Here is a 22987-nt window from a genome sequence, read left to right on the forward strand (position 1 = left end):
GGCAAGCGATGCAGAACCGCTGGTTCCACCCGCCCCACCTCCATAGCCCGGCCCCCGGGCGGGAGCGCCGCGTGGGTTGGCTCGAGCTGTTCTACGACCTGATCTACGTCGCGCTGATCATCCAGCTCGGGAACCTGCTGAGCGAGCACGTTGGCTGGACGGGAACCGCGGCGTTTGCCGGGTTGTTCGTGCCTGTCTGGTTCACGTGGACTGGGTTCACCTTCTACTCGAATCGCTTCATCGTCGACGACTTCGTGCACCGCGCGCTCGTCTTCTTGCAGATGTTCGCGATTGGCGGCGTCGCGGTGAGCGTCGCGGGACTTTTCCGCGGAGAATTTTTCGCGTTCTCGTGCTTCTACGCCCTAGCGCGCTTCGTCGTCGTCGCGCTCTACTATCGAGTCTACAAGCACGTCCCAGTCGCGCGCGCATTGGCCCGGCGTTATGTGATCGGGTTCAGCGTCGGTGCGTTGTTGTGGTTGAGCGCCGCCTTCATCCCTTGGCCATGGGTGCTACCCGTGTGGGGCGTGGCAATGCTGCTCGACCTGAACACCGTCCTGAGTCACGTCTCGCGCACCCTCACGGCGCAGCACCCTCCCGACACCGCACACGCGACGGAGCGCTACGGCTTGCTCACCATCATCGTGCTCGGGGAGTCCTTCGTGAAGGTGCTGAGCGCAGTCAGCTCCGACGGCTTGCATCGCACCACGTTCTTGATGTGCGGCTGCGTGCTGTTCATCTGCTGCAGCCTCTGGTGGATCTACTTCGACGACGTCGCGGGCTCACGCATCAAGCCAGGGCGGCTCACGCCGTTCTTCTGGATCTACTCGCACCTGCCGCTGACCATGGCGATCACCGCGGTGGGCGTCGCCGCAAAGAAGGCAGTATTCTTCGAGCCCCATTTGGTGGCGCCGACGAAGTATCGCTGGTTCCTTTGCGGCACGCTGGCGTTCGCGCTGTTCTGGGTCGCAGTGATCGACAGCATCACCGAGCGGCGCCAAGCAGAGCTTAGCGACCGCACGCGGGTGAACACGCGCTTCGCCGCCGCCTTTTTCGTGTTGCTGCTGGCCCCCATGGGCGCGGTGATGCCTGGCTGGGGCTTCGTGGGCCTGGTTACCGCCGCCATGTTCTTGCAAGTCCTGATCGACTTGGCGATGGCTCCCGAGGCCGATCCGGAAGCCGCACACCACGAGCACCCGGAACTTTTCCACGCAGAAACTAAACTGACTGCGACGCCGGACAAGCCGAGCGGCAGCTTCACCCTGAGGCGGCGCACGGCAGGGGACGCGATTCGTCGTGGCACGCCAAACGCCTTACGCAAGGACGTGTACTTCTACCTGATGGAGGGCAGCTGGACGCGCTTCTTCATCGTCGTGGTCGTCGCCTACCTGTTCATCAACGTGGTGTTCGCCGGGCTCTTCCTGCTCGAGCCCTCATCGGTGAGCAACATGCAGACGGGCAGCTTCCTCGAAGCCTTCGCGTTCAGCGTGCAGACCATGTCGACGATTGGCTACGGCGGGATGGCTCCTGCCACGCCCTATGGCCACGCGCTGGTAACCATTGAAGCGTTCATCGGCCTGATGGGCGTCGCCCTCGCCACTGGCCTCCTGTTCGCCAAGGTTTCGCGCCCTGTCTCCAGCGTGCTCTTCAGCAAGGTGATGGTCGTCACCACGCGCCACGGCCGCCCCAACTTACATTTCCGCCTGGGAAATGCACGAGGTAACGACATCGCGGAGGCGTCGATTCGTGTCTCCGTCGCGAAGGACGAGGTCAGCGCTGAGGGGCACCGGCTACGCCGGCTCTACGATTTGAAGCTCGAGCGCAACACGAGCCCGATGTTCGTGCTGAGCTGGTCGGTTTTCCACGTGATCGACGAGGAGAGCCCGCTCTTCGGCCTCACCAACCAGCAGCTACTCGACCAAGACGTGAGCGTGATCGCGAGCATGATGGGACACGACAGCACGTACGCCCAGAGCACCCACGCGCGCCACGTGTACGCGCCCGAAGACTTTCGCTTTGGGGAACACTTCGTCGACGTGATCAGCCGCATGGACGATGGCCGACTGCTCGTCGACTACACCCACTTCCACGATACGGTGGCAGACGCTCCGCCGGGCGAAACCATCCGGCCTACCGAAGCGGAGAACCTGGACAGCGCCGAGGCCAGCGCGGAGTCCGCTCCAAGCACAGACACCGACGACGACTCCGAGTAAAAAGCTCGCAACGCCTGCGCCCGATTCAGAGCTGCCGCAAAGCTTTCGAGCGTTCGTCGCGACCCCAGCGCAACTCGCCTGCAACAACACGTGTTCGCAGCGCAAGAACGCGAAAATCCCGGCTCAGTCGGCGTGGTTTGTGAAAGGATTCCGGCATGGCTGTCACGGTGGATGAAGTGATGAATCGGGAGGTGTTCAGCGTGAAGCCGAACGCCACCCTGAACGATGCTGCCAGCTTGCTCGAGCGGCATCACATCTCAGGTGCGCCCGTTCTGGATGCGGAGGGAGTGCCCGTCGGCATGATCTCGCTGCGCGATCTGGCCCCGCCCGCGTCAACGCTGGTGGAAGAGCGCATGAGCCGTCCAGTGATGGCAGTGCCCAGTGGGGCAACCCTCGAGTCAGCCGCGTTGCTGCTCTCGGATCTCGACCTGCATCGCGCCATCGTGGTGGACGACGATGGCAAGCTGATCGGCATCGTCACCAGCTTGGACTTGCTGCGTGGCTTGCTGGGTCTGCCAGCACCCCACCCCCACGAGCAACCTCCGGTGGACGACGTGACGGGCCTGGTGTGGAGTGATGATCTACAGCTCAACCCTGGCTTACCAGAGAAGCTGCCTCAGGGACCCGGCCTGCTTGCGCTGGTTCACGGCGGAAAGGGCCGCCCTGAACGAGTCGTTTGGGCCGAAGCCGCCACGGGGATCCGAGGGCGTGTGGCACATCTGCTGCAGAAGACCGAGCACATCACGCCGCACTTGCTGCCGGCGCTGGAGGCTGGTGAGCTGCGCCTGCGCTACGCTGCGAGCGAGGACACCGCTCGCCGCATGACCGGCCTGCGCAAGTTGCTGCTCGATGCCCGAAACAAAGCCCGCCAACCCAGCTAGCCGTGAGGCGTCGCAGCGCGGCGCTTGGAGCCTTGGTGCGGAACAAGCACTTGCGGAGCTGGAGAGTCGCGAAGCGGGGCTAACCGACAGCGAAGTCAGCGCACGCCGCGAACGCTACGGCCTAAACCAGCTCGCGAGCGCCCCGAAGAAGAGCCTGCTCGCTCGCCTCGCCGCGCAGTTCACGGATGTCACCGTGCTCGCGCTGATCGTCGCGGCGATCATCGCCGTGGTGCTCGGCCAGCTGGAAGCGGGTCTCACGCCGCTGGAACAATTCGGCGACGCGATCGCCATCGCGGTGATCGTGATCTTGAACGCCTTGATCGGCCTCGTTCAAGAGAGCCGCGCGGAAAGAGCGCTGGAGGCACTCGCCGGGCGCGCGGCCCCGGTGGCGCGGGTGCGGCGAGACGGCCACGAGCTCGACGTGCCCGCGGTGGAGCTGGTGCCCGGAGACATCATCGCCCTCGAGGAGGGATCGCGCGTGCCCGCAGACGCTCGCCTGATTGAAGCCCACGGCCTCGCGACCAACGAATCCGCCCTGACGGGCGAGTCGCTGCCCGTCGACAAATCAGCCGACCGCATCCTCCCGGAAGCAACAGACCTCGCGGACCGTACGAACTGTCTCTACCTCGGCACGTTCGTCACCCGAGGCAAGGGGCACGCCGTGGTGATGGCGACGGGCATGGACTCCGCCCTCGGTGAAATCGCCCGCTTGCTCGAGAGCGTGGAGGCACCGGAGACGCCGTTGCAGCGCGACCTGCGCCGCTTTGGCATTCAGATCGTGCTTGTTTGCTTGGCGCTGGGTGTGCTGGTGTTCGTCGTCACCTTCCTGCAAGGTCAAGGCAGCCTGCGAGTGCTTCTGCTGACGGCAGTGAGCCTGGCGGTGGCGGCCATTCCCGAAGGCTTGCCGGCGGTAACCACCATCGTGTTGGCGCTTGGGGTGCAACGCATGGCTCGCCGCGAAGCGCTGGTGCGCAAGCTGCCAGCGGTGGAGACCCTCGGCAGCGCCGACTTCATCTGCACCGACAAAACCGGCACGTTGACCCAGAACCGCATGGCCGTGCGCCGGGTCACGAACCTCGAGCACGAGCACACCCTGGAAGAGAGCCCTGACGCAACATTGCCGGATGAAGCAGCCGAGAGCTTCGCCCGGCTGATCTTGGCCGCGCGCTACACGCCTGCCGCACGGATACACAATGGACACGTGGTCGGCGACCCGACGGACGCGGCGCTGCTCAGCTTTCACCTGAAGCACGTGGAAGAGCCCGCCCCCACCAGCAAACGAGAGCTGCCCTTCGACGCCGACCGCAAGCTCGCCAGCGCCGTGGTCGAGCTAGATGGGCCGCGGCTGTTCGTGCATGGCGCCGCGGAGGCGGTGCTCGGGCGCACCACGAGGCTGTGGCGGGCTGGCGAGAAGTGCGGCTTGGAGAGCGCGGACAAGCAGCGCTTGAGCGAGGTGCAGAGCGAGTGGGGCAAAGCCGGGCTGCGTGTGCTCGCTCTGGCCGAGCGCTCCCTCAAGGCCGATGCCGGAGCGAGCGACGACCAACTCGAGCAAGGCTTGTGTCTCCTCGGCTTGGTGGGCCTCAGCGATCCGCCGCGCCCAGAGGTACGCGCCGCGATCGAAAAAGCAGCACGCGCCGGAGTCCGCACGGTGATGATCACGGGGGACCACCCAGTGACCGCTCAAGCCATCGCGCGCGAGGTCGGGATCGGGGGAGAGGCGCCCCAGGTGCTACCGGGGTCCGAACTCGAGCAACTGACGGACGAGGAGTTACAAAGCCGCGCGGAATCGGTGTCAGTCGTCGCCCGCGCCACCGCAGCTCACAAGCTGCGCTTCGTCGAGGCGCTGCAAAAGCGTGGACACATCGTCGCGATGACGGGAGACGGCGTAAACGACGCGCCGGCGCTGCGTGCGGCGTCGATCGGCGTTGCCATGGGGCAATCAGGGACTGACGTCGCGCGTGAAGCGGGCGACCTGGTACTAGCCGATGACAACTACACGACGATTGTCGCCGCGATCGAAGAGGGGCGCACAATCTTCGCGAATATCCGACGCTTCATCTTGTTCTTGCTCAGCATCAATGCCGGGCTAGTGTTGGCCGTGCTCGTGGCCGCGTTGATTGGCTGGCCACCGCTCCTCACCCCCACCCAAATCCTATGGATCAATTTGGTGACGAACGGCTTGCCCGCGCTCGCGTTGGGGGCCGAGCCTGCCCACGGCGAACCCATGTTGAGGGGCCCGCGGGATCCTTCCGCGCCGCTCCTGAGCTGGCAGGATTTCGCCTGGATCCTCGGCTACGGCGCCTTCATGGCGGTGCTTGGGCTCGGGGCCTACTGGTATCTCCGCGAGGATGCACACCAGGCGCGCAGCGTGGCCTTCTTGGTGCTGTCGGTAGGTCCGCTGCTCCACGCGCTGAACTGCCGCCACCCGACGCGTTCCGTGTTTCAGCTAGGTGTCTTCACGAACCCGAAGCTGTGGGCCGCCATCGCGATCGGCCTCGTGCTTCAAGCGCTTGCGCTCTACACCCCAGGGCTGACCAAGGTGTTCTCGGCGTCGCCGCTATCCGGCTCGGCGCTTGGCTGGGGTCTCGGCGTTTGCCTCTTGTTCTGGGTCGGCGGCGAGCTCCAGAAGGCTGTCGCTCGACTGCGCAGCAACGACTAGCGAGCGCTCCCCTCCCCCCCAAACTCCGGCCCAAACTCTGGTTGGGCGCTGGAGAACAGAAAGCGTGATGAACGACTACAGTTCGAAACTGGTCAGCGTCGAGACGGCGATCAAACGCATTCCTCCAGGAGCGCGGATCTTGATCGCGTCCGGCGCGGCGGAGCCCCTTGGGCTGGTGGACGGTCTGGTGAGCCACGGCGATCACCTGGCCGGAAACGAGATTGTCCACTTGCTGACCCTTGGACCAGCGCCCTACGTTGCTCAGGGGCTCGAGCGCCGCTTCCGCCACAAGGCGTTCTTCATCGGCGCCAACGTGCGCGCCGCGGTGCAAGAGGGACGCGCGGATTTCATGCCGGTGTTCCTATCGGAGATCCCCCGCTTGATCCGTGAGGGACACGTGCCGATCCAAGTGGCGCTGATTCAGGTGAGCCCGCCGGATCGCCATGGCTTCGTCAGCCTGGGTGTCTCCGTGGACATCGTGCACGCCGGAGTGGATGCCGCCGATTTAATCCTCGCGGAAGTGAACCCGAATATGCCTCGGGCGCTTGGCGACTCCTTCATTCACATGAGCCGTATCCACGCGCTCGTTGCGACGGAAGCGCCGCTACTGGAGCTGGAAGCGAATCCTCAGAACGAGGTGTGCCAGGAGATTGGGCGCAACGTCGCCAAGTTGATCCCCGACGGCAGCACGATTCAGGTCGGTATCGGCAGCATCCCCGACGCCGTTTGCGCGGCGCTGCACAGCCACCACGACCTGGGCGTGCACACCGAGATGTTCTCGGACGGAATGATGCGCCTCGCCGAAGCAGGCGTCGTCACTGGCCGCCGCAAGACGCGCTTGCCCGGCAAGATGGTGACGTCCTTCGTGATGGGCTCGCGCAAGCTCTACGACTGGTTGCATGACAACCCTCAGGTGGAGATGCGCGGCAGCGACTACACCAACGACCCGTTCGTTATCGCCGCGAACGACAGCATGATCGCGATCAACTCGGCGCTAGCCGTGGACCTCACGGGTCAAGTCGCCGCAGACACCCTCGCCGGGCGCTTCTTCAGCGGCATCGGCGGTCAAGTCGACTTCATCCGTGGGGCCGCGCGCAGCCGGGGCGGCAAGCCGATCATCGCTCTGCCTGCCACGGCCAAGGGCGGCACGGTGAGCCGGATTCAAACGACGTTGGAACAAGGCGCAGGCATCGTGACCAGCCGGGGCGACGTGAACTACGTCGCTACGGAGTTCGGGGTCGCGCAGCTTTGGGGTAAGACGATTCGCGAGCGCACAGAAGCGTTGATCGGCATTGCCCACCCGGATTTTCGTGCCGAACTCTGGAGCGGCGCGAAGGCGCGGCGCTACGTCTTTGCGAGCTGAGCCGCAGGCAACGAGAGGAAGCGCCAATCGGGGCTATTCAAGAGGCCGCCGGTAGCGGTAGACCAAGGGACGGAGAGACGACTGATGAACGTTCGCAAGATGCTGGTCGCAGTGGACTATTCCCCGTGCTCGAAGAACGCCGTCGAATACGCGCTCTTCCTCGCCGCGAAGTTCGGCGCCCGGGTCGATCTGATGCACGCCTGGGATCGCCCGTACTACGCGCGCGAACACGAGATCGTGCTGGGCAAGGACTCCGGCAACCCGAAGACGCTCACCCAGGTGCTCGAAGAGACGGCTCTCGAAGAGATGAAGAGCTTCATGGCGACCATCGACGTGCCCGAAGGCGTCGAGGTGCACCACCGCGTTTGCTCCGGGCACGTGGCAACCGTGGTGCTCGAAGCCGCCGCCCAGGACGGCTACGATCTGCTCGTCACGGGCACCCACGGCCGCACAGGCTTCAAGCATATGTTGCTCGGAAGCGTCGCGGAGCGGCTGGTCCGTCTCTCCCCGGTGCCCGTGATCACCGTGCCACCGCCGGCTGCCGAAAAGACCAAGTAGACGGACGCTCTTTCCTTACGGAACGAACACCGTACGCGGATCAATCTGGGTGGGCTTCAGGGTCCACCAGGGAGCTGCGCCGACAGCAGAGCCTTCTTGGAATATCCGAACGGATTCTCCGTCTGTCGCCACGCTGAGCTGGGGTGACCCTCCGTTCCAGATTGAGACACGCGCATGGGGAGGGAGTGCTCCCGCGGACCTCTCTCCGCCTGCGGCTACGGCGAAGGCCTGACCCGTATCCTCGGGGTACTCCTGAACATGAAGCGCAAGCGTGGGCGCCGAAGTTCCTTCTGGCGCCACCAACCGGAGCTGTTCTCCGAGGTTCGCGCTGGGATAGAGCCACATCACTGCGTGCACTCGGAACGCTTGCCCGGCAATGCGCACGACGTCGCCCGGACGCGTCTCACTGAATCGGCGCACCCGATGAGCGCGTGTGAAGAGCAACACGCAGAGCGCGATCGCCCCAGGCAACCCTGCGAGGGGCAACAACAACAACAGGACTGGAAACCACACGCCGCTGAGGTCGCCAAGAACCGCGGCACCAAGCGGCAGGAAAATCGGGCCCAACGCAGAGAGCTTGGCTGCGCTGAACACCGCGCTGTCCGCCCGATTTGCTGCGGCGTGCTCCGCGACTCTGAGCTCCCCGAGCTGGTCGAGCAGCGTCCCCACTTGGACGCGCAGCGCGCTGCCGTCGATCAGGTTGGATGCACCACAGTAGCGGCACACTCGCACCGATCCTGCCGAGCCGAGTCCCCCACCACACAGTCGACAGCGAGGTGCGCCGCCCTGAAGTGGCGGCAGGGCACGAGGCGGCGTGCTGCTCTTGCGAAAGCGGACGAACGCCCAGCACAGAATGCTCGCGCTCAGCGCGGCGCCGAGGAGCAACGCGAACATCGCCCACGTCGCTCCAGGAGAATCGGGAGCCCCGCCCAGCAGCGCGTCGACGACGCCAACCCCATCAGGCAGCGTGGACGCCGAGATGAAGAACGCCGCACCTCCGAGGACCAACCAACTGCCCCCAGAAGAGGCGAGGCCGAGGACGACCATCGTCTCGGCTTCCAGACGTTGGAACAGCAAGCGTCGATGCTCGTGTACCGCGACGCGACCCACCAGCAGAGCCGCCTCCGCAACGCGCTGAGCTTCGGCTGGGGGTAGCGGGGCGGTCGAACGACAGTGATGACACGCGGAGAGCGCAGCCCCCAAGACGATCTGCTGCGCAGCACCACAGTGTTGACACTGGGCTACGAACCCTTCCCCCTGAACCATCGACGGATCATCGTCGGCGAAGGGTGACGCTGACAACTTAAAGCAGCCAGCGCCGGATCGATGCAGCGAATCTCAGCTGAGGTGCTTCGCCGCCTCGCGCAGTCCGTCCTCGAGCCCAGGGCTGCCGAGCTGATCCGCAAGGATACGCAGCGCGTCGGTGGTGGTGAACACACCGACGAGCTTCGAGCCCTCCATCACCACGGCCGCGCCGTATTTGTTGTCCGCCATGGTGCGCGCAACGGACGCGAGCGAGTCACTGGGCGCGACCTGGAACGGCTCCGCGGTCATGGCCTCCTCGACCTTCACCTTCTCAGGGTCGATGTCGGGCAGCGTCTGCACCAAATGAATGTCTCGCTGGCTGAGCAACCCCACCAGCTTTCCACCGTGCAACACCGGCAGGTGGCGGATGTGGAGCTTGCGCATCTGGTCCGCTGCCGCGGCCAGGCTTTGCTCCTGACCGATGGAATGCGGCTGAGCGGTCATGAACTCGGAGATGGGGGCCTTCGCGTGGGCAGTCATACGCAAACCTTAAGCGAGCGCCGTGCCAGCCGTTTCAAGCTAGAAAAGCCGGGTTCCGGCGATCGGAGCCGGAGGATTTGCGAAATTCTCGCGGCGGGAGATCTCTAGCCGCACGCGTTGCGCTTCAGCGCGCCTCACGGGCCGGGGACCGCGAGCGCAGCGGACGCGTCATCCTAAGAAAAGCGCTGCAAAGCAGCGCTCGCAGAGCAGCCATTGCGTGGCGCAGCTGATGCAAGCAGCCTTAGCCATCATGAGTAGTGAGCTGTTCCCCATCGTTGTTCCGGTCGACTTCTCAGACGCTTCTTGGGTCGCGCTCGAGCGCGCACTCAAGCTGGCGAACAGCGCGAGTGCCGTCCACGTCGTCCACGTGTTGCGGCCGCTGTCCGCGATGGAACCCGGCGTCGCCTGGGGCACGATCGATGACGGAACACGCGAGCAAGCTGCGAAGGAGCGCTTGGCTCGAGAGCTGAAAGAGCGCGGCCACGAAGGCGTCGAAGCAAAGGTGCTGTTCGGTGAGCCGGCGCGGCGCGTCGCCGACTACGCCGAGGAGCAGGGCGCACCGATGGTCGTCGTGAGTGCGTTTGGCCACAGCGGCATCATGCGCGTGTTGCTCGGCTCCGTAGCAGAGCGCGTGGTGCGCCTCAGCAAATGCGATGTGCTCGTGGTGCGCCCCAACCCTGGAACGGCGACGGCACTGTGAGCGACGCCATGGTTGATTCGCGCAGCGTCGCTGATGTGATGACCAAGGATCCCGAGACGGTGGATCCCAATGATCAGCTCTTGAACGCCGAGCAGCTCATGAACAACCACCGCTTCCGGCACTTGCCGGTGGTGGATGAAGATGGGCTGCTCGTCGGGGTGCTCTCTCAGCGCGACCTGTTCCATAGCGCGCTCCTGAAGTGCGCCGGTTTCGGCCAGCACGGCATCGACAAGCTGCTCGACATGTTCCTGGTCAAGGAGGCGATGAAGACGGACATCGTCAGCATCACGCCCGACGCGCCGCTGAGCGCCGCGGCAGAGCTGATGCTCGAGCGCAAGCTCGGCTGCCTGCCGGTGCTCGACGGCGATCGCCTGGTCGGTATCCTTACGGAATCAGACTTCGTGCGCCTGGCCGCGGCCCTCGACGACTAGCTCGCTAGCGCGGCTTCTGCCAGCCCGCCATGCGCGCCTGAAGAGCATCCAAAGCGCGCTGGCGCTCGTCTGGCTCAGGGACGCCCACCGCCTGAAAGCGCAGCGCTTGGTGGTGAGTGTCCAATAGGCGCGCGAGCCGCCGATCGGTCTGCGGGATGCTCATCAGCTCATACAAGCGGGAGCGCACGTTGTTCACTGCTTCCGCCCAGAGCGCGGTCTCTGCTTGGCCCACGCCACCAACAGACAGCACGAACACTCCGGCTGCACTCGGCGCGACCTCGATGTTCTTCTCGTCGAGGGGCAGCGCGTCGTTGAACGATAGCCCTGTCTCGCGATCGAGGTGAGGAAACGCCGCAGGGTGAGCCGGAGGCATCCCCACCAGCGCCCGCATCAGGTCCCAGGCGCTGACCATACCGATCACGTGCTCCTCTTCGTCGCACACGACCAAGCGGTGGACCCGCGCCTCTGCCATTTGCCGCGCGGCATCGCTGATGTTCATCTTCGGCGCGATGCTGAGCACGGGTGCGGACATGCAGTCCGCCACGTTGCTCGCGCTCTTCGCCACCAAGTCTGGGTACGAAACGATCCCCAGCGGGTGCCCAGCTTCATCCACCACCGGCGCGCCAGAAATCCCCAGCGCAGTGAAGTAAGTCAGCGCTTCGGCGGTGCGATCCTCGGGGTGCAAACTGAACAGCTCCCCGTTCATGATCTCCCCCACAGTCTTCGACATGGTTTGCCTCCCTTCGCCTCTCAGCCTGCAAGCAATGGTCCAATCGCCGCCGCTTTTGCGCGAATTCAGCCCAACCAGGAGATTTTCGAGATTTTCCGCCTAGATTTGTCAACGGACAGGTCACGAACGCGCAACGGAACGCGCACTCCCCTCGCGCAGCCGCTAAACACCGCAGCCTTTGCGGGTTCGCTGTTCGCATTTCTTTCTTTTTTTGGGGGGGAGGTCAGCCAGGTGCCAGCTCAGTCAGCCGCAAAGCCCCGCAGCACCAGCTGCACCAAACGCTGATGCGCGGCGCCGTCCTTACCCCCGGCCGCGACCACATCCGGGTGCTCCGGCACGTCGAAATGCTTGCCGATGCCCGGCAACGCATCCACTTCACCCCGCCGGCTCATGGCGTAGAGGCCCTTCGAGTCTCTGGCTTCGCACACCTCGAGCGGCGCATCGACGAACACCTCGATGAAGCGCGGCGCGAGCTCCCGAGCGTGCTGCCGAAACTCCGCCTTGTGAGCTGTCGCGGGCACCAGCACCAGGAAGCCTTGTTCAGCAAGCATCGCGGCCAGCCCCGCGAGGCTTGCGTAGAAATCAGCTCGAGACTGTTCGTCGTAGCCCGGCGCCGGCTTGAGCCGCGCGCGCACGGCATCGCCATCCAAGATCAATGTCGGCCCGCAGTGCGCGCTCAAGAGATCGCGGACACAGCGTGCAAACCTGGACTTGCCAGCGCTCGGCCGCCCCGTGATCCAAATCACGCAAGCACGCGCACTCGTCGCGTCACTGCTACGCGACGCCGCACCGCCGCTACTCACGGGTGCTCCATGAAGACGCCTTCGGCGAAAGCTGGATCGAAGCGCGGCGCAGCCAGCGCTTGCTCGACCAGGCTTAGCAATGCGTCGCGATGAGCGGGATCCAAGCCTGGATACCAAGCTGGGTTCGCCAGCACCAAGCCGCGCCAAGCCAAGAATGGCGCCACCACGTCGAGCAGCTGAGCGTCTCCCGAACGCTCTTGGTACCGCTCCCAGAACCCGTACCAGAGCTCTCGGAGTGCACCCTTCCAGGCGCCGCGGTGACCAAGCGCGAAGAACACGAAGTTGATGGCGAGGCAGCTCACGTCGTCCGCCGGATCGCCCACCGAACCTCGACTGGTGTCAAGCAGGCGCGGGCTATCGCTCTCGTCGATGATGATGTTGAACGGGTGGAAATCGCCGTGGGTACGCCGATTGCGCGACTCACCTGTCTTGAGCCGCCAGCGCCAGGCGACCGCTGCCTGCTCGATACGCTGCAAGCGCTCTGCTCGCACCTGACCGTCCCTGGGGAAGCCATCGATGATGCCGAAGATCCCCTCGCCGCTGCCTACCAAGTCGCGGATCGCGCGCTGATAAGCAACCGGCGCATCAATTTTTTCCCCATGGATATCAATCAGTGTATCCACCAGGCGTTCGACCAGTAAGCGATCGCGCGCCTCGAGACTTCCACGCGCCGCGATGTTACGCAGCTCATCGGCGTACACATGGCCGGGTACGAAGTCGCTGAGTAGATAGAACTCCCCGGTGTCTCTCAAGGAGACCAACGCATCGCCCGACTTCGCAATGGCGCCGACATCACACGCGCCGGCGTGATGGGGCACGAGCGCGAACGTGTCATACGCCAGGAGCATCTCCAGGGCGCGATCGGAGCGCCGATCGTGCCCGAAGGCATTCGGGGCGGCGGTGTGAAAGACCAAGCGACGCTCCTCTCCCCCAACCAAACCCACGTCCAGCAAGAGCGGCTTGCCGTAGCCCAGGCCCTTGGTGGTTTCAGCGTCGTCGCTACCTTCGTCCACGCCGAAGCGCGAAACTTTGAGCAAGCGCGCGCCAGGCCACAGCGCCTCGAGCATGCCCTGCAGGGCGCGCCTCTGATCTGCGTTCTCTTGCTTCATGACTCAACTCATATCGCAAGTAGCACCCCAACGACACCCGAGAGCGCACTCATCGACAGCCCTAGACGCTTCAGATTCTGTGGCCCAAGGCGCTGAAGCACCAAGAGCAGCAAGCCGGCGCTCGCCACCACCAACGCTGCACGTTCATTCCACCCGGAAATACTCAAGACTCCAAGCAGCATCCCGGCTGGAAGCCCAACACCGAGGCATTCGAACAGTGTGGCTTTCACGCGTGCCCGACGGCGCTGCAGCGCCGCGCGTACCACCAGCGCGCCCGCGACGTTCAAGCTCAGCCACACCAAGCTGAACGCGAGCATGTTGAGCATCGAGTCCCCGCCAGCCCACAGCACGGGGACGCCCACCGCGCTGAGCGCCGTCGTCGACGCCAGTTGCCAGGAGCCATGGCCACGCACCTGCCGGCTCAGCAAGCCGCCGACGAGCGGTGCGACGACCAGCACCAAGACCGCCACCAGTGGCGCCCACCCCGCCGCGCGCACGCGCAACAGCGCCGACGCGGTGATCAGCGCCAACATCACCCAAAAACCGTGCTCCCGCGGCAAACGATAGCCGCGAGCGCGCTTCACGGAGCGTCCTGGGTGGTGGCTTCTTTGAAGGTGAATACCGGGATGGGTGAGCCACGCACCACCCGCTCCGCCACGCTGCCCATCAACAAATGGGCGAGGCCCGTACGGCCCCGGGTGCCCATCACGATCATCTCGTAGGCACCAGTCCTCGCTTCCTCGAGGATTCGCTCTACCGGGTGCCCTTCGAGCACCGAGTAGTTCACGCCTACGGCGACGTCCGCATGCGCTTCGGCGAATTCATCCAGCCCGCGGGTCGCCTGATCCCGCGCGATCTCACTGAGGGGCCGCTGGTTGCCCGCGTAGAGGAAGAAGCCAGGATCGGCGCTCACCTCACTGGGTTGGTAGATGTGAAACACCTGTACCGTCACCCCGAGGCGCGTGGCGAGGTCCACCGCGGCAAGGAAGGCGTGCTCGGAGCACTCCGAAAAATCCACCGGACACAGCAGCTTTCGAGTCATTTCGCTTCACCTGCAAAGGGGAGATATCAAACAACCGCGCGAGACTTGCGCCTCACTTGTCGTCGTCGAAGAGAATGCGCACCGGCGGCGTGTCCAGATCGTCGAACTGACCCTTACGTGTAGCCCAGATAAACGCCACGACGAACAGCGCACCGAACAGGATCGCCAGCGGAATCAGCAGATACAGCACGCTCATGTCTTGAAGCTCCTACTGCGGAACGAGCTAGTCACGACGGTCAGTGAGCTGAGCGGCATCAAGAGCGCCGCGATCAGCGGGTTCAACACTCCTGCAAGAGCAAGAGTTGCACCAACCGCGTTGTAGACCAACGAGAAAACCAAGTTCCGGCGCACCACACCGAGGCTGCGTCGCGAGCCTTCGATCAGCCGCCAGACCGGCGTGAGTCCTGGCCGCGTGGCGAACACATCTGCGGCCTGCAGACTTGCCTCAGCGCCGCCGTGAACCGCCACGCCCACGCTCGCAGCGGACAGCGCCGCGGCGTCGTTGACGCCATCACCCACCATCACCACCGGTCGCTCTTTCACCCACTGCTCGACGTACTCGAGCTTTTGTTCGGGCGTCACGCCGCCGAGCGCCAGGACGAACTCAACACCCGTCTGGCGCACCAGCGCCTCGACCGTCGCCGGGTGATCGCCCGACAGCACAGCCAAATCGTAGCCCAGATCCACCAAGCGCAGGAGCGTGTCCTGCGCGTCGGGGCGTAGCGGATCGCCGAGACCCAGCAGCAACTCGACTCGACCGTCCACCGTAAGCAGTACCGGCGTGCGACCATGACGCGCGAGCTCCTCAGCGCCCTCACTCGCCCATTCCGCGAGGCAACCGACACCTTGGACATTGCCAATCCGCACCTCGTGGCCGTCGATCTCCGCGAACAAGCCGGCGCCGAGGCGCTCCCGAGCGCGCACGCCGGCAAGGCGCTTGGCTTCAGCTAGTTGTTCGGGGGAGAGGCGCTCCTCCAAGCCACTGACCAACGCGCGCGCGATCACATGTGCGGACTGGCGCTCCATGGCGAGCACCCACGGCAGGTAGCGCTCATCGCCGCGCACGTCTTCCAGCACCAGCTTGCCGAGCGTCAGTGTTCCGGTTTTATCGAAGACGACACGGCCGGGCTTCTGCAGGCGCTCGAGCACGTCGCCTCCCTTGATCAAGAGGCCGCTCTGCGCCGCGCGGCCGAGGGCCGCACCGACTGCCAGGGGAGTAGCCATGCCCAGCGCGCAGGGACAGGTGACGATGAGCAGCGCCACCGCGTGCTCGATGGCTTGCGTGGGCCCGTGGCTCCACCAGCTCAGCAGTGTGAGGCTCGCGAGCACGAGCACCGCTATCACGAAGAAGCCTGACCACCGATCCGCCAAGAGCACGATGGGCGCACGGCGGCTCTGCGCCTCTTCCACGCGCTCCATGAGCTGGCCCATGCGGGTCGCGTGCCCTGTGCGCTCGGCACGCACAATCAACCGCGAGGAAACGTTGACAGTACCGGCATGCACGACCGCCCCCGCCTCGACCAGCTCCGGGCGCGACTCACCGGTCAACCACGCGCGGTCGACTTCGGAGGCGCCGTCCACCACGAGCCCATCGACCGGAACCCGATCGCCGGCCCGCACTTCCACCAGCGCGCCGAGCTCGAGGGCCTCGAGGGGCACTTCCCGCACTCGGTAGTGTTCTGACGTGGCGCCGCTCGAGACGAGCCCGCCGTCCTCGGCGGTGACACCTTCGACCAACCGCGCGGAAGCAGGCGCCATCGCGTACAGGAGCTCCGCCGCGCGCGTGGCACGCCGTTGATGCCGGCGCTGCACCCAACGACCGACCAACAGCAAGAAGATCAGCGCGGTGACCGAGTCGAAGTAGATCTCTCCGGTTCCGCGCAGGGTGTTGTAAGCACCCCAGCCGAAGCCCGTGAAGATACCGATGGTGATCGGCAGGTCCATGTGCGGCGCGCGGGCGCGCAAGGCGTAAAAGGCGCCCTTGTAGAACAGCGCAGCCGCCCACAACACCGCGGGCAAGGTGAGCAAGAAGCTGCCCCAGCGAAACAATGCCTCGTACTCCGCAGCCATGCCCTGAAACAGGCCACCATAGAGCGCCGCTGCCATCAGCATCACGTTGCCCGCACAGGCGCCGGCGACGGCGATGCGGATCAGGAGCTTGCGGTCCTCTTTCTTGTCGAGCTCCGCGCGTTGATCGGCCTGGGGCGGATGCGGTGGGTAGCCGAGGCGATCGATAGCCTCAGCCACCGCAGATAGCCCTACCTGCTCTGGATCCCAACGCAGCGCGACGAGGTTCTTGCCGAGATCGAGGCGTGACTCGAGCACTCCAGGCACCAGGCGCGGCAGCTTCTCCACGAGCCAGACGCACGCAGCACAGTGCACGCCCTCGAGCAGGAAGCGCACACTCAGCGTGCCATCGGGCTCATTGCGCACGTAGAGTTCGTGGAACTTCGCCTCGTCAAAATGCGTGTAGGAGCGGCCGCTCGCGAGCGCTGGCCCTACCGCAGTCCCGTCAGCGCGGCGGTAGTCGTAGTACGCGGTGAGCCCGTTCTGGTGCAGCACGTCATAGACCGTACGGCAGCCGTGACAGCAGAACTGATGCTCCTGTTCGCTCTCGATCAGCCCCGCGGGCACTACCAGGCCGCAGTGTGCACACAGAGTCGCTTCCGCAGGGCAAGTGGTGCCGCTGGCACCACCGACGAAGGGGCGCACATCAGTCGTCATGGTGGCAGCACGGCGCCTCGCCCTCGGGAGCGGCAGCGCCCAGATGAGCCTTTTGATCCATCTGCATGGTCGCGGTGCGGACCACTTGGTCCAAACGCAAGCGCCCGAGCACCGAGGCCGTCCCGATGATCACGAGCAGCGCCGCCGACAGCGCCGGGATGTGTCGCCGCAAGCGATGTCCCAGGCGTTGGACACCAACACCCAGCCCCAACATCACCGGCAACGTTCCGGACCAAAACGCAACCATGACGAGTGCCCCCCACACCGGAGAGGCCGTGCCTGCCGCAGCGACCGCGAAGGCATACAGCCAACCGCACGGAAGCAACGTGGAGGAGAACCCGAGCACGAACGCGCGCACGGTTGGCGGCTTGCTGCGGGCAGCGGTCGCCACCTGGCTGAGGCGCCGGCTCAATCCAGCCGGCAGCCGCCCCAGGAGCTTTGACTTGGGGAGTTTCACGCCAGCGACCCCGAACAGCAACACCGCGCCCCACCCCAGCATCACCACCCCGGCGACGACGGCAGCAATCCGACCGAAACCGAGCGCTGTACTCGCGACGTTCGTCACTGAACCCAGCAGCCCAGCGAACGCGCCGACGATGGCATACGTTAGAAGGCGCCCGAGGTTGTACGCGACGTGGGCGACGCTTCGTTGCCGCTCGGAAGTGTCCCCTCCGGCATAGAAGGCCACGAAGCCACCACACATACCGGCACAGTGCAGGCTACCGAGCACACTTGCTGCGACGACCGAGAGCAATACGTGGATCACCTCACTCCTCCTCGGCCGCTCAGCGGGGCAGCACCATTCCGAGGACAGCGGGTTTGCAGTCGACACACCCGACCGCGCTCAGGATGTCCTGCCGTTCCACTTGGGTGTAGCGCTGCTCGCCGCGGGCGACGTCGAAGCGAAACTCCCAGAGTCCGCGTCTGATCACCGGCATGCGAATCACGTAGCTACCCGCTTCCCGCTGCAGCGTCTGCCGGAAGCGATGATCGGACTTCGCGTTGGGGAACGCCACGACCTGGACGTCGGCGTCCGAGATGAGCGCGCCGCGCTTGTCCAGCACCATCACGTGTAAGTCGGCTTGCCCCGCGCCCACCGGCTTGACGACCAGCTTCAATCTCCAGCCGAGCTGTTGGTTCGCGCGCTCCTGGGCCATGTGGTCATCCCAGTTGACTGCCTTCTTGTAGTAGTCCTCCTCGACCGCGGCGCCGCCGTCTTTCAGGGCGTTGGAGACCAAGACGACTTGAGCGGTGATCACCAGCCCGAGGAGCGCGACCGGCATCAAGGGCCACAGGTTCCTCTGCTTTTTCCCCAAGGATTCGCTCTCGGACTCGTCCACGGCTGTCTCTTGCTCGTTCATTTCTCACCTCCCGGCCCTAGTAGCTTGTAAGGGAACGTGCGCTCGAAGCCCTTCCCATCGCTGATCTTGAAGTCGACGTCTCGCTTGCCCCCCACGAAGAGGCCCTCCGGGGCGACCACGAAGATCGTGGTCTCTCGGCGTTTGCCGCCCGGGATGACTAGCGGATTCTCAGGGGCGATCAGCTTCGCCCCCTCCGCGCCCAATAGCTTCACATCATAGGAGCGATCCTCGCTCCCACGGTTCTCGATCTTGATCCTGATTTGGTTGCGAACCCCTGACGAGTCGACCACGTAGGGCGCTGAGAGCCCCCGCAGTATCGTAACGTCAGCTTCTGTCGTGCGGCCACCCGTGAAGACCAACAAACCTACCAGCAATGCCATCACGGCTGGATACGCGAACGCTCGGGGCCTGAGCCTCCCCTTCGCGCGTCCTTCGAGTGTTCGCTGAGAGGCGTAGCGGATCAGGCCTCGAGGGCGGCCAACCTTGTCCATGACGGTGTCACACGCGTCCACGCACTGGGCGCACGCGATGCACTCCATCTGTAGCCCGTTGCGGATGTCGATTCCCGTCGGACACGTGATCACACACGCACCACAGTCGACGCAGTCACCCGTGGTCTGCCCCTTCTTGCCGCGCGGTTCGCCTCGCTTCTCGTCGTAGCCGACGATGAGCGAGTCCTTGTCCAAGAGCACGGACTGAAAGCGAGCATAGGGACAGGCGACCGTGCACATCTGCTCCCGGAAGTACCCAAAATCGACGAAGACGAGCACCGCAGTCACCGCCATCACCAGGAATCCGGTAGGGTGCGCCATCGGCCCTTCCATCACCCACGTGCCGAGTCGCCGGACGCCGACGAAGTAGGCGAGGAACACGTTCGCGACCAGCACGCTGAGCAGCGCGAACACGACCCACTTTAATACCCTACGGAAACCCCCTCCGTGCTTGTCGAGCTTGAGCTGACCCGAACGACCACCCTCGATCCATTGCTCGATCGGTCGAAACAGGAACTCCATGTAGACCGTCTGAGGGCATGCGTAGCCGCACCACACCCGACCGAGCATCGCGGTGAGCCAGAACACGCCCACGAAGATCGCGAGCAGAAGCAACATCAAGAGCACGCCGTCCGTCGCTAGAAAGGTGCGCCCGAAGAGGTGAAACTGACGCGCGGGGACGTCCAGCAGGATGATCGGGTGACCCCCCATGTCGATGAAGGGCACGATCACGAACAGCAGTATCAGTGCCCAGCCGATGACCGCCCTCAGCGTCCAGTATCGACCTGGAGAACGACGCGGCCGGACCCACAGCCGTGTGCCGTCTTCGTTCAGGGTGGGGAGGACTCTCCCGGGTGCGTCTCCGGCCATTGCTCGCTCCTAGTGGGTCTAGTTCGCTGACGGTGCCGCAGAAGGCGCAGCATCCGTCGGTGCGGCGGGTGCGGCGCTGTCGGTGGGAGCCACGGGCGACGCAGAAGGTGCATCCGTTGCGGCGCCGCGTGCTACCGACGCGGCCATGTCCACCTTCTCACCCTCGGGAGGTTTGCCCGGGACGTTCGTACCTCGAAGGCTGCCCACATAGGCAACGACCTTGCGCAGCTCGATGGGAGTCAGCTGACGTCCCCAGGCGGGCATACCCTTGGCGGGAACGCCCTCGTCCACGGTCTTGTAGATGTCCATCAGCGTACCCTTGCCGTGGATCCAAGAATCGTCGGTCAGGTTCGGACCGATCAGGCCCTGCCCTTTATCCGCGTGGCACTGCTCGCAGCGAGCTTTGAAGACCGCCTGGGTGTCACCCATCATGGGCTTGTTCTCCATCAGCTTCGCCAGGCCCTCTTCGGACACGGCGTCTCCCATCGCCATCTTGGCTTCGGCTTCCCGCGCCTCCTTCAGCTCGTCCACATAGGCCTGGGCCACCGAGGTGCCCTTGGCGCCGACGTGGAAGTGGAAGAAATAGAACAACGCGAACCAGAAGCTGCCCCAGAACATCCACACCCACCATTTGGGCATGGGGTTATCGTACTCACGAATCCCATCGTACTCATGCTCCAGCAGCTCGTCGGTGACACCGCCGGGAGCTGATCGTTTGGAATCGCCGGTGCTCATCGTTCTTCTCCTGCTGCGTCGCGAGGGGTGCGCACCAACTCGTCGTCCAGGGGCATGAGGCGCGCGGCTTCGTACTCGCTCTGGTGCTTCTTGCTGTAGACGCGGAACACCACGGCAATGAAGACGGCAAAGAAGATCAACAGGCCAATTTCCGCGTAGCTAGTGAGCCCCATGTTGCTCATGATTTCGCTGAGTTTCATGTCACTGGGCTCCTTGTGCGGAAGTGAGGGTGTCGTTCGGCGCGCCGGCCGCCGCGTTGGGAGCTCGTTGATCGCTCGCTGGTTGTGGGGCGGTCTTGATGTCGGTGCCGAGGCGCTGAAGATAGGCGATCAGAGCGACCACCTGCTTGTCACCCAGTCCCTTCGGGCCACCCTGGGAAGCGACCTCGTACGCGATTTCCTTCGCCTGCTCTCGCGCCTGGGCTTCTGCCTTGTTCACGGAGTCTCCGTACGGCACCCCGAGCATCACCATCACGTCCACCCGATGTTGGATCACGCTGAAATCGATCTCGTCGCGCAGCATCGACTCATATGCTGGCATGATCGACTGGGGCGTCGTGCTGCGCGGGTCCTCCATGTGGCGCACGTGCCAGAGGTGCGGGTACTTGCCACCGACGCGGTGAAGGTCAGGGCCGATGCGCCGTGAACCCCACTGGAAGGGGTGATCGTAGACGAACTCCCCGGGCTTCGAGTACTCGCCGTAGCGCTCCGTTTCCGCGCGCATTGGCCGCACCATCTGCGAGTGACAGTTGTAACACCCCTCTTCAATATACAGATCCCGTCCATACAGCTCGAGGGGCGTGTAGGGCTTGACCGAGGCGATGGTGGGCACGTTCGACTTGATGAGGAACGTCGGGATGATCTCGAAGAGCGACGCGATGGCCACGGCCACGGTGACCAGCACCGTGAATTTGGCAGGCTTCCGCTCCCAGACACGGTGCCAAGCTGCCTGAGTGAAGTAGTTCAGTTTATGAGCGAACTCGAGCACCGGCGCGTGAGGCGGAATCACCAGCTTCGGCGAGGGTCCTTCGTACTCTCCGACGAGGGCCGGAGCCTCTTGCACGGGCTCCTCATACTTCTCGGGCCGGGTCTTCCAGGTCATGACCAGGTTCACCAAGCACATCACCACGCCAGCGACGAACATCAGACCACCCAGCGCCCGCACCCAGTACATGGGCAGCACGCGGACGACGCTCTCGATGAAATCCGGGTAGGCGAGACGCCCGGTCTCGTCGAAGGCGCGCCACATCAGTCCTTGGGTCACCCCCGCGGCGTAGATCGCGATGATGTAGAACAGGATCCCCAGGGTACCGATCCAGAAGTGATACTCCGCGAGCTTCTTTGACCACAGCTTGGTCTGGAACAGGCGCGGGGCGAGCCAGTAGAGCATCCCGAAGGTCATGAAGCCGTTCCACCCCAGGGCGCCGCTGTGGACGTGGGCGATGGTCCAGTCGGTATAGTGGCTCAGCGTATTGACGCTCTTGATGCTGAGCATCGGGCCTTCGAACGTCGCCATGCCGTAGAACGTGATCCCCACCACGAAGAACTTGAGCACCGGGTCGCTCGCGACGCGGTTCCACGCGCCACGCAGCGTGAGCAGGCCGTTGATCATGCCGCCCCAGCTGGGCATCCACAGCATCACGCTGAACACCATGCCGAGGGTGCTCGCCCACTCGGGCAGCGCCGTGTAGTGCAGGTGATGGGGACCGGCCCAGATGTAGATGAACACCAAGGACCAGAAGTGGAGGATCGACAGCTTGTAGCTGAAGACGGGCCGTTCAGCCGCCTTCGGCATGAAGTAGTACATCAGGCCGAGGAAGGGCGTCGTCAGGAAGAACGCCACCGCGTTGTGGCCGTACCACCACTGCATGAAGGCATCTTGAACGCCGGCGTAGATCGAGTAGCTCTTGAACAGCCCGGCAGGGATCACCAGGTTGTTGAAGATGTGCAGGATCGCCACCGTGATGATCGTCGCGATGTAGAACCAAATCGCGACGTACAGATGGCGCTCGCGGCGCTTGGCGATGGTGCCGAAGAAGTTGATCGCGAACACGACCCAAACGACGGCGATCGCAATGTCGATCGGCCACTCGAGCTCTGCATACTCTTTGCTCTGAGTGATCCCGAACGGCAGCGTAAGCGCGGCGGAGACGATGATCGCCTGCCAGCCCCAGAAGTGGAACTGGCTCAGCTTGTCGCTGAACATGCGCGCTTTGAGGAGCCTCTGCGACGAGTAGTAAACCGCCGCAAAGATGGCGTTACCAGCGAAGGCGAAGATCGCCGCGTTGGTGTGGAGAGGACGCAAACGACCAAAAGTCAGCCACGGGAGACCCGCGTTCAGCTCGGGCATCACGAGCTGGAGGGCGAGAGTCAGCCCAGCGAGCGTCGCGACCAAACCCCAGATGATGCAGGCGAAGGCAAACTTGCGGACGATTGCGTCATCGTACGTAAAACGTTCGACACGAGTGGTCATTACGCGGGGGCGTGTTCAAGATGCGCGCCAAGGGCGAGGACCTGCGGCACTTGGCCGCAAGCT

At 64.4% G+C, this 22987-nt stretch carries 22 protein-coding genes; 7 read left to right on the forward strand and 15 right to left on the reverse strand.

Features of this window, described 5'->3' with window-relative positions:
* Positions 1-8: 8 nt before the first annotated feature.
* The 5 genes from H6718_31050 to H6718_31070 all read left to right on the forward strand — a co-directional run bounded on the left by H6718_31050 (position 9) and on the right by H6718_31070 (position 7671).
* The gene (locus H6718_31050; GenBank protein MCB9589894.1) at positions 9-2210 is read left to right on the forward strand and encodes a low temperature requirement protein A; all 2202 of its coding nucleotides are present in this window, start codon (positions 9-11) and stop codon (positions 2208-2210) included.
* 155 nt (positions 2211-2365) lie between these two features.
* The gene (locus tag H6718_31055) at positions 2366-3091 is read left to right on the forward strand and encodes a CBS domain-containing protein (GenBank protein MCB9589895.1); all 726 of its coding nucleotides are present in this window, start codon (positions 2366-2368) and stop codon (positions 3089-3091) included.
* The gene (locus H6718_31060; GenBank protein ID MCB9589896.1) at positions 3060-5750 is read left to right on the forward strand and encodes a cation-translocating P-type ATPase; all 2691 of its coding nucleotides are present in this window, start codon (positions 3060-3062) and stop codon (positions 5748-5750) included. The genes H6718_31055 and H6718_31060 overlap by 32 nt, the downstream gene beginning before the upstream one ends.
* A gap of 67 nt (positions 5751-5817) precedes the next feature.
* Complete coding sequence (locus H6718_31065; protein MCB9589897.1) at positions 5818-7113, forward strand: acetyl-CoA hydrolase/transferase family protein; 1296 nt, start codon at positions 5818-5820, stop codon at positions 7111-7113.
* 84 nt (positions 7114-7197) lie between these two features.
* Positions 7198-7671, forward strand: coding sequence for a universal stress protein (locus H6718_31070; GenBank protein MCB9589898.1), 474 nt, complete (start codon positions 7198-7200; stop codon positions 7669-7671).
* A 15-nt stretch (positions 7672-7686) separates the two neighbouring features.
* Here H6718_31070 and H6718_31075 read toward each other — a convergent pair whose 3' ends face one another.
* On the reverse strand, positions 7687-8937 hold the full coding sequence (locus tag H6718_31075) for a hypothetical protein (GenBank protein MCB9589899.1): 1251 nt from the start codon (positions 8935-8937) through the stop codon (positions 7687-7689).
* Between the two features lie 72 nt (positions 8938-9009).
* Positions 9010-9420 carry a CBS domain-containing protein gene (locus H6718_31080; protein ID MCB9589900.1) on the reverse strand — a complete coding sequence of 137 codons (411 nt, stop codon included), beginning with the start codon at positions 9418-9420 and terminating at the stop codon, positions 9010-9012.
* Between the two features lie 265 nt (positions 9421-9685).
* On the opposite strand from H6718_31080, the gene H6718_31085 reads away from it, so the two are divergent.
* Both H6718_31085 and H6718_31090 read left to right on the forward strand, forming a co-directional pair.
* A complete protein-coding gene (locus tag H6718_31085) occupies positions 9686-10156 on the forward strand; it encodes a universal stress protein (GenBank protein MCB9589901.1) in 471 nt (156 codons plus the stop codon).
* An 8-nt stretch (positions 10157-10164) separates the two neighbouring features.
* On the forward strand, positions 10165-10587 hold the full coding sequence (locus H6718_31090; protein MCB9589902.1) for a CBS domain-containing protein: 423 nt from the start codon (positions 10165-10167) through the stop codon (positions 10585-10587).
* Between the two features lie 4 nt (positions 10588-10591).
* Here H6718_31090 and H6718_31095 read toward each other — a convergent pair whose 3' ends face one another.
* The 13 genes from H6718_31095 to ccoN all read right to left on the reverse strand — a co-directional run bounded on the left by H6718_31095 (position 10592) and on the right by ccoN (position 22924).
* Positions 10592-11317: a CBS domain-containing protein gene (locus H6718_31095; GenBank protein MCB9589903.1), complete on the reverse strand. Its 726-nt coding sequence runs from the start codon at positions 11315-11317 to the stop codon at positions 10592-10594.
* A 239-nt stretch (positions 11318-11556) separates the two neighbouring features.
* Positions 11557-12120 (reverse strand): adenylyl-sulfate kinase, encoded by a 564-nt coding sequence (locus H6718_31100; protein ID MCB9589904.1) that lies wholly within the window; start codon positions 12118-12120, stop codon positions 11557-11559.
* The gene (locus tag H6718_31105; GenBank protein ID MCB9589905.1) at positions 12117-13229 is read right to left on the reverse strand and encodes a phosphotransferase; all 1113 of its coding nucleotides are present in this window, start codon (positions 13227-13229) and stop codon (positions 12117-12119) included. The genes H6718_31100 and H6718_31105 overlap by 4 nt, the downstream gene beginning before the upstream one ends.
* Positions 13230-13237: 8 nt before the next feature.
* On the reverse strand, positions 13238-13813 hold the full coding sequence (locus tag H6718_31110) for a hypothetical protein (protein ID MCB9589906.1): 576 nt from the start codon (positions 13811-13813) through the stop codon (positions 13238-13240).
* A complete protein-coding gene (locus H6718_31115; protein ID MCB9589907.1) occupies positions 13810-14271 on the reverse strand; it encodes a universal stress protein in 462 nt (153 codons plus the stop codon). Before H6718_31115 ends, H6718_31110 begins: the two co-directional genes overlap by 4 nt.
* 52 nt (positions 14272-14323) lie before the next feature.
* Complete coding sequence (ccoS, locus tag H6718_31120; GenBank protein MCB9589908.1) at positions 14324-14467, reverse strand: cbb3-type cytochrome oxidase assembly protein CcoS; 144 nt, start codon at positions 14465-14467, stop codon at positions 14324-14326.
* Positions 14464-16995: a heavy metal translocating P-type ATPase gene (locus tag H6718_31125; GenBank protein MCB9589909.1), complete on the reverse strand. Its 2532-nt coding sequence runs from the start codon at positions 16993-16995 to the stop codon at positions 14464-14466. Before H6718_31125 ends, ccoS begins: the two co-directional genes overlap by 4 nt.
* Complete coding sequence (locus H6718_31130; protein ID MCB9589910.1) at positions 16985-17761, reverse strand: sulfite exporter TauE/SafE family protein; 777 nt, start codon at positions 17759-17761, stop codon at positions 16985-16987. Before H6718_31130 ends, H6718_31125 begins: the two co-directional genes overlap by 11 nt.
* 19 nt (positions 17762-17780) lie before the next feature.
* Positions 17781-18356 carry a FixH family protein gene (locus H6718_31135; protein MCB9589911.1) on the reverse strand — a complete coding sequence of 192 codons (576 nt, stop codon included), beginning with the start codon at positions 18354-18356 and terminating at the stop codon, positions 17781-17783.
* Positions 18353-19717, reverse strand: coding sequence for a cytochrome c oxidase accessory protein CcoG (ccoG, locus tag H6718_31140; protein MCB9589912.1), 1365 nt, complete (start codon positions 19715-19717; stop codon positions 18353-18355). The genes H6718_31135 and ccoG overlap by 4 nt, the downstream gene beginning before the upstream one ends.
* 18 nt (positions 19718-19735) lie before the next feature.
* Entirely contained in the window at positions 19736-20452 is a 717-nt protein-coding gene (locus tag H6718_31145; GenBank protein MCB9589913.1) for a c-type cytochrome, read from the reverse strand.
* Positions 20449-20652: a cbb3-type cytochrome c oxidase subunit 3 gene (locus tag H6718_31150; protein MCB9589914.1), complete on the reverse strand. Its 204-nt coding sequence runs from the start codon at positions 20650-20652 to the stop codon at positions 20449-20451. Before H6718_31150 ends, H6718_31145 begins: the two co-directional genes overlap by 4 nt.
* A 1-nt stretch (position 20653) precedes the next feature.
* Positions 20654-22924: a cytochrome-c oxidase, cbb3-type subunit I gene (gene ccoN, locus H6718_31155; protein MCB9589915.1), complete on the reverse strand. Its 2271-nt coding sequence runs from the start codon at positions 22922-22924 to the stop codon at positions 20654-20656.
* Between the last annotated feature and the right edge of the window lie 63 nt (positions 22925-22987).

It is taken from the genome of Polyangiaceae bacterium (genome assembly GCA_020633205.1).
Classification (GTDB): Bacteria; Myxococcota_A; Polyangia; order Polyangiales; family Polyangiaceae; genus JAHBVY01.

Coding starts and splice junctions, on each gene's coding strand:
- H6718_31115 (MCB9589907.1), bottom strand. CDS start 14,271: ATGACTCGAAAGCTGCTGTGTCCGGTGGATTTTTCGGAGTGCTCCGAG.
- H6718_31065 (MCB9589897.1), top strand. CDS start 5,818: ATGAACGACTACAGTTCGAAACTGGTCAGCGTCGAGACGGCGATCAAA.
- H6718_31135 (MCB9589911.1), bottom strand. CDS start 18,356: ATGAACGAGCAAGAGACAGCCGTGGACGAGTCCGAGAGCGAATCCTTG.
- ccoS (MCB9589908.1), bottom strand. CDS start 14,467: ATGAGCGTGCTGTATCTGCTGATTCCGCTGGCGATCCTGTTCGGTGCG.
- H6718_31055 (MCB9589895.1), top strand. CDS start 2,366: ATGGCTGTCACGGTGGATGAAGTGATGAATCGGGAGGTGTTCAGCGTG.
- H6718_31070 (MCB9589898.1), top strand. CDS start 7,198: ATGAACGTTCGCAAGATGCTGGTCGCAGTGGACTATTCCCCGTGCTCG.
- H6718_31095 (MCB9589903.1), bottom strand. CDS start 11,317: ATGTCGAAGACTGTGGGGGAGATCATGAACGGGGAGCTGTTCAGTTTG.
- H6718_31060 (MCB9589896.1), top strand. CDS start 3,060: ATGCCCGAAACAAAGCCCGCCAACCCAGCTAGCCGTGAGGCGTCGCAG.
- H6718_31105 (MCB9589905.1), bottom strand. CDS start 13,229: ATGAAGCAAGAGAACGCAGATCAGAGGCGCGCCCTGCAGGGCATGCTC.
- H6718_31150 (MCB9589914.1), bottom strand. CDS start 20,652: ATGAAACTCAGCGAAATCATGAGCAACATGGGGCTCACTAGCTACGCG.
- ccoN (MCB9589915.1), bottom strand. CDS start 22,924: ATGACCACTCGTGTCGAACGTTTTACGTACGATGACGCAATCGTCCGC.
- H6718_31125 (MCB9589909.1), bottom strand. CDS start 16,995: ATGACGACTGATGTGCGCCCCTTCGTCGGTGGTGCCAGCGGCACCACT.
- H6718_31075 (MCB9589899.1), bottom strand. CDS start 8,937: ATGGTTCAGGGGGAAGGGTTCGTAGCCCAGTGTCAACACTGTGGTGCT.
- ccoG (MCB9589912.1), bottom strand. CDS start 19,717: ATGGCCGGAGACGCACCCGGGAGAGTCCTCCCCACCCTGAACGAAGAC.
- H6718_31145 (MCB9589913.1), bottom strand. CDS start 20,452: ATGAGCACCGGCGATTCCAAACGATCAGCTCCCGGCGGTGTCACCGAC.
- H6718_31080 (MCB9589900.1), bottom strand. CDS start 9,420: ATGACCGCTCAGCCGCATTCCATCGGTCAGGAGCAAAGCCTGGCCGCG.
- H6718_31085 (MCB9589901.1), top strand. CDS start 9,686: ATGCAAGCAGCCTTAGCCATCATGAGTAGTGAGCTGTTCCCCATCGTT.
- H6718_31090 (MCB9589902.1), top strand. CDS start 10,165: ATGGTTGATTCGCGCAGCGTCGCTGATGTGATGACCAAGGATCCCGAG.
- H6718_31050 (MCB9589894.1), top strand. CDS start 9: ATGCAGAACCGCTGGTTCCACCCGCCCCACCTCCATAGCCCGGCCCCC.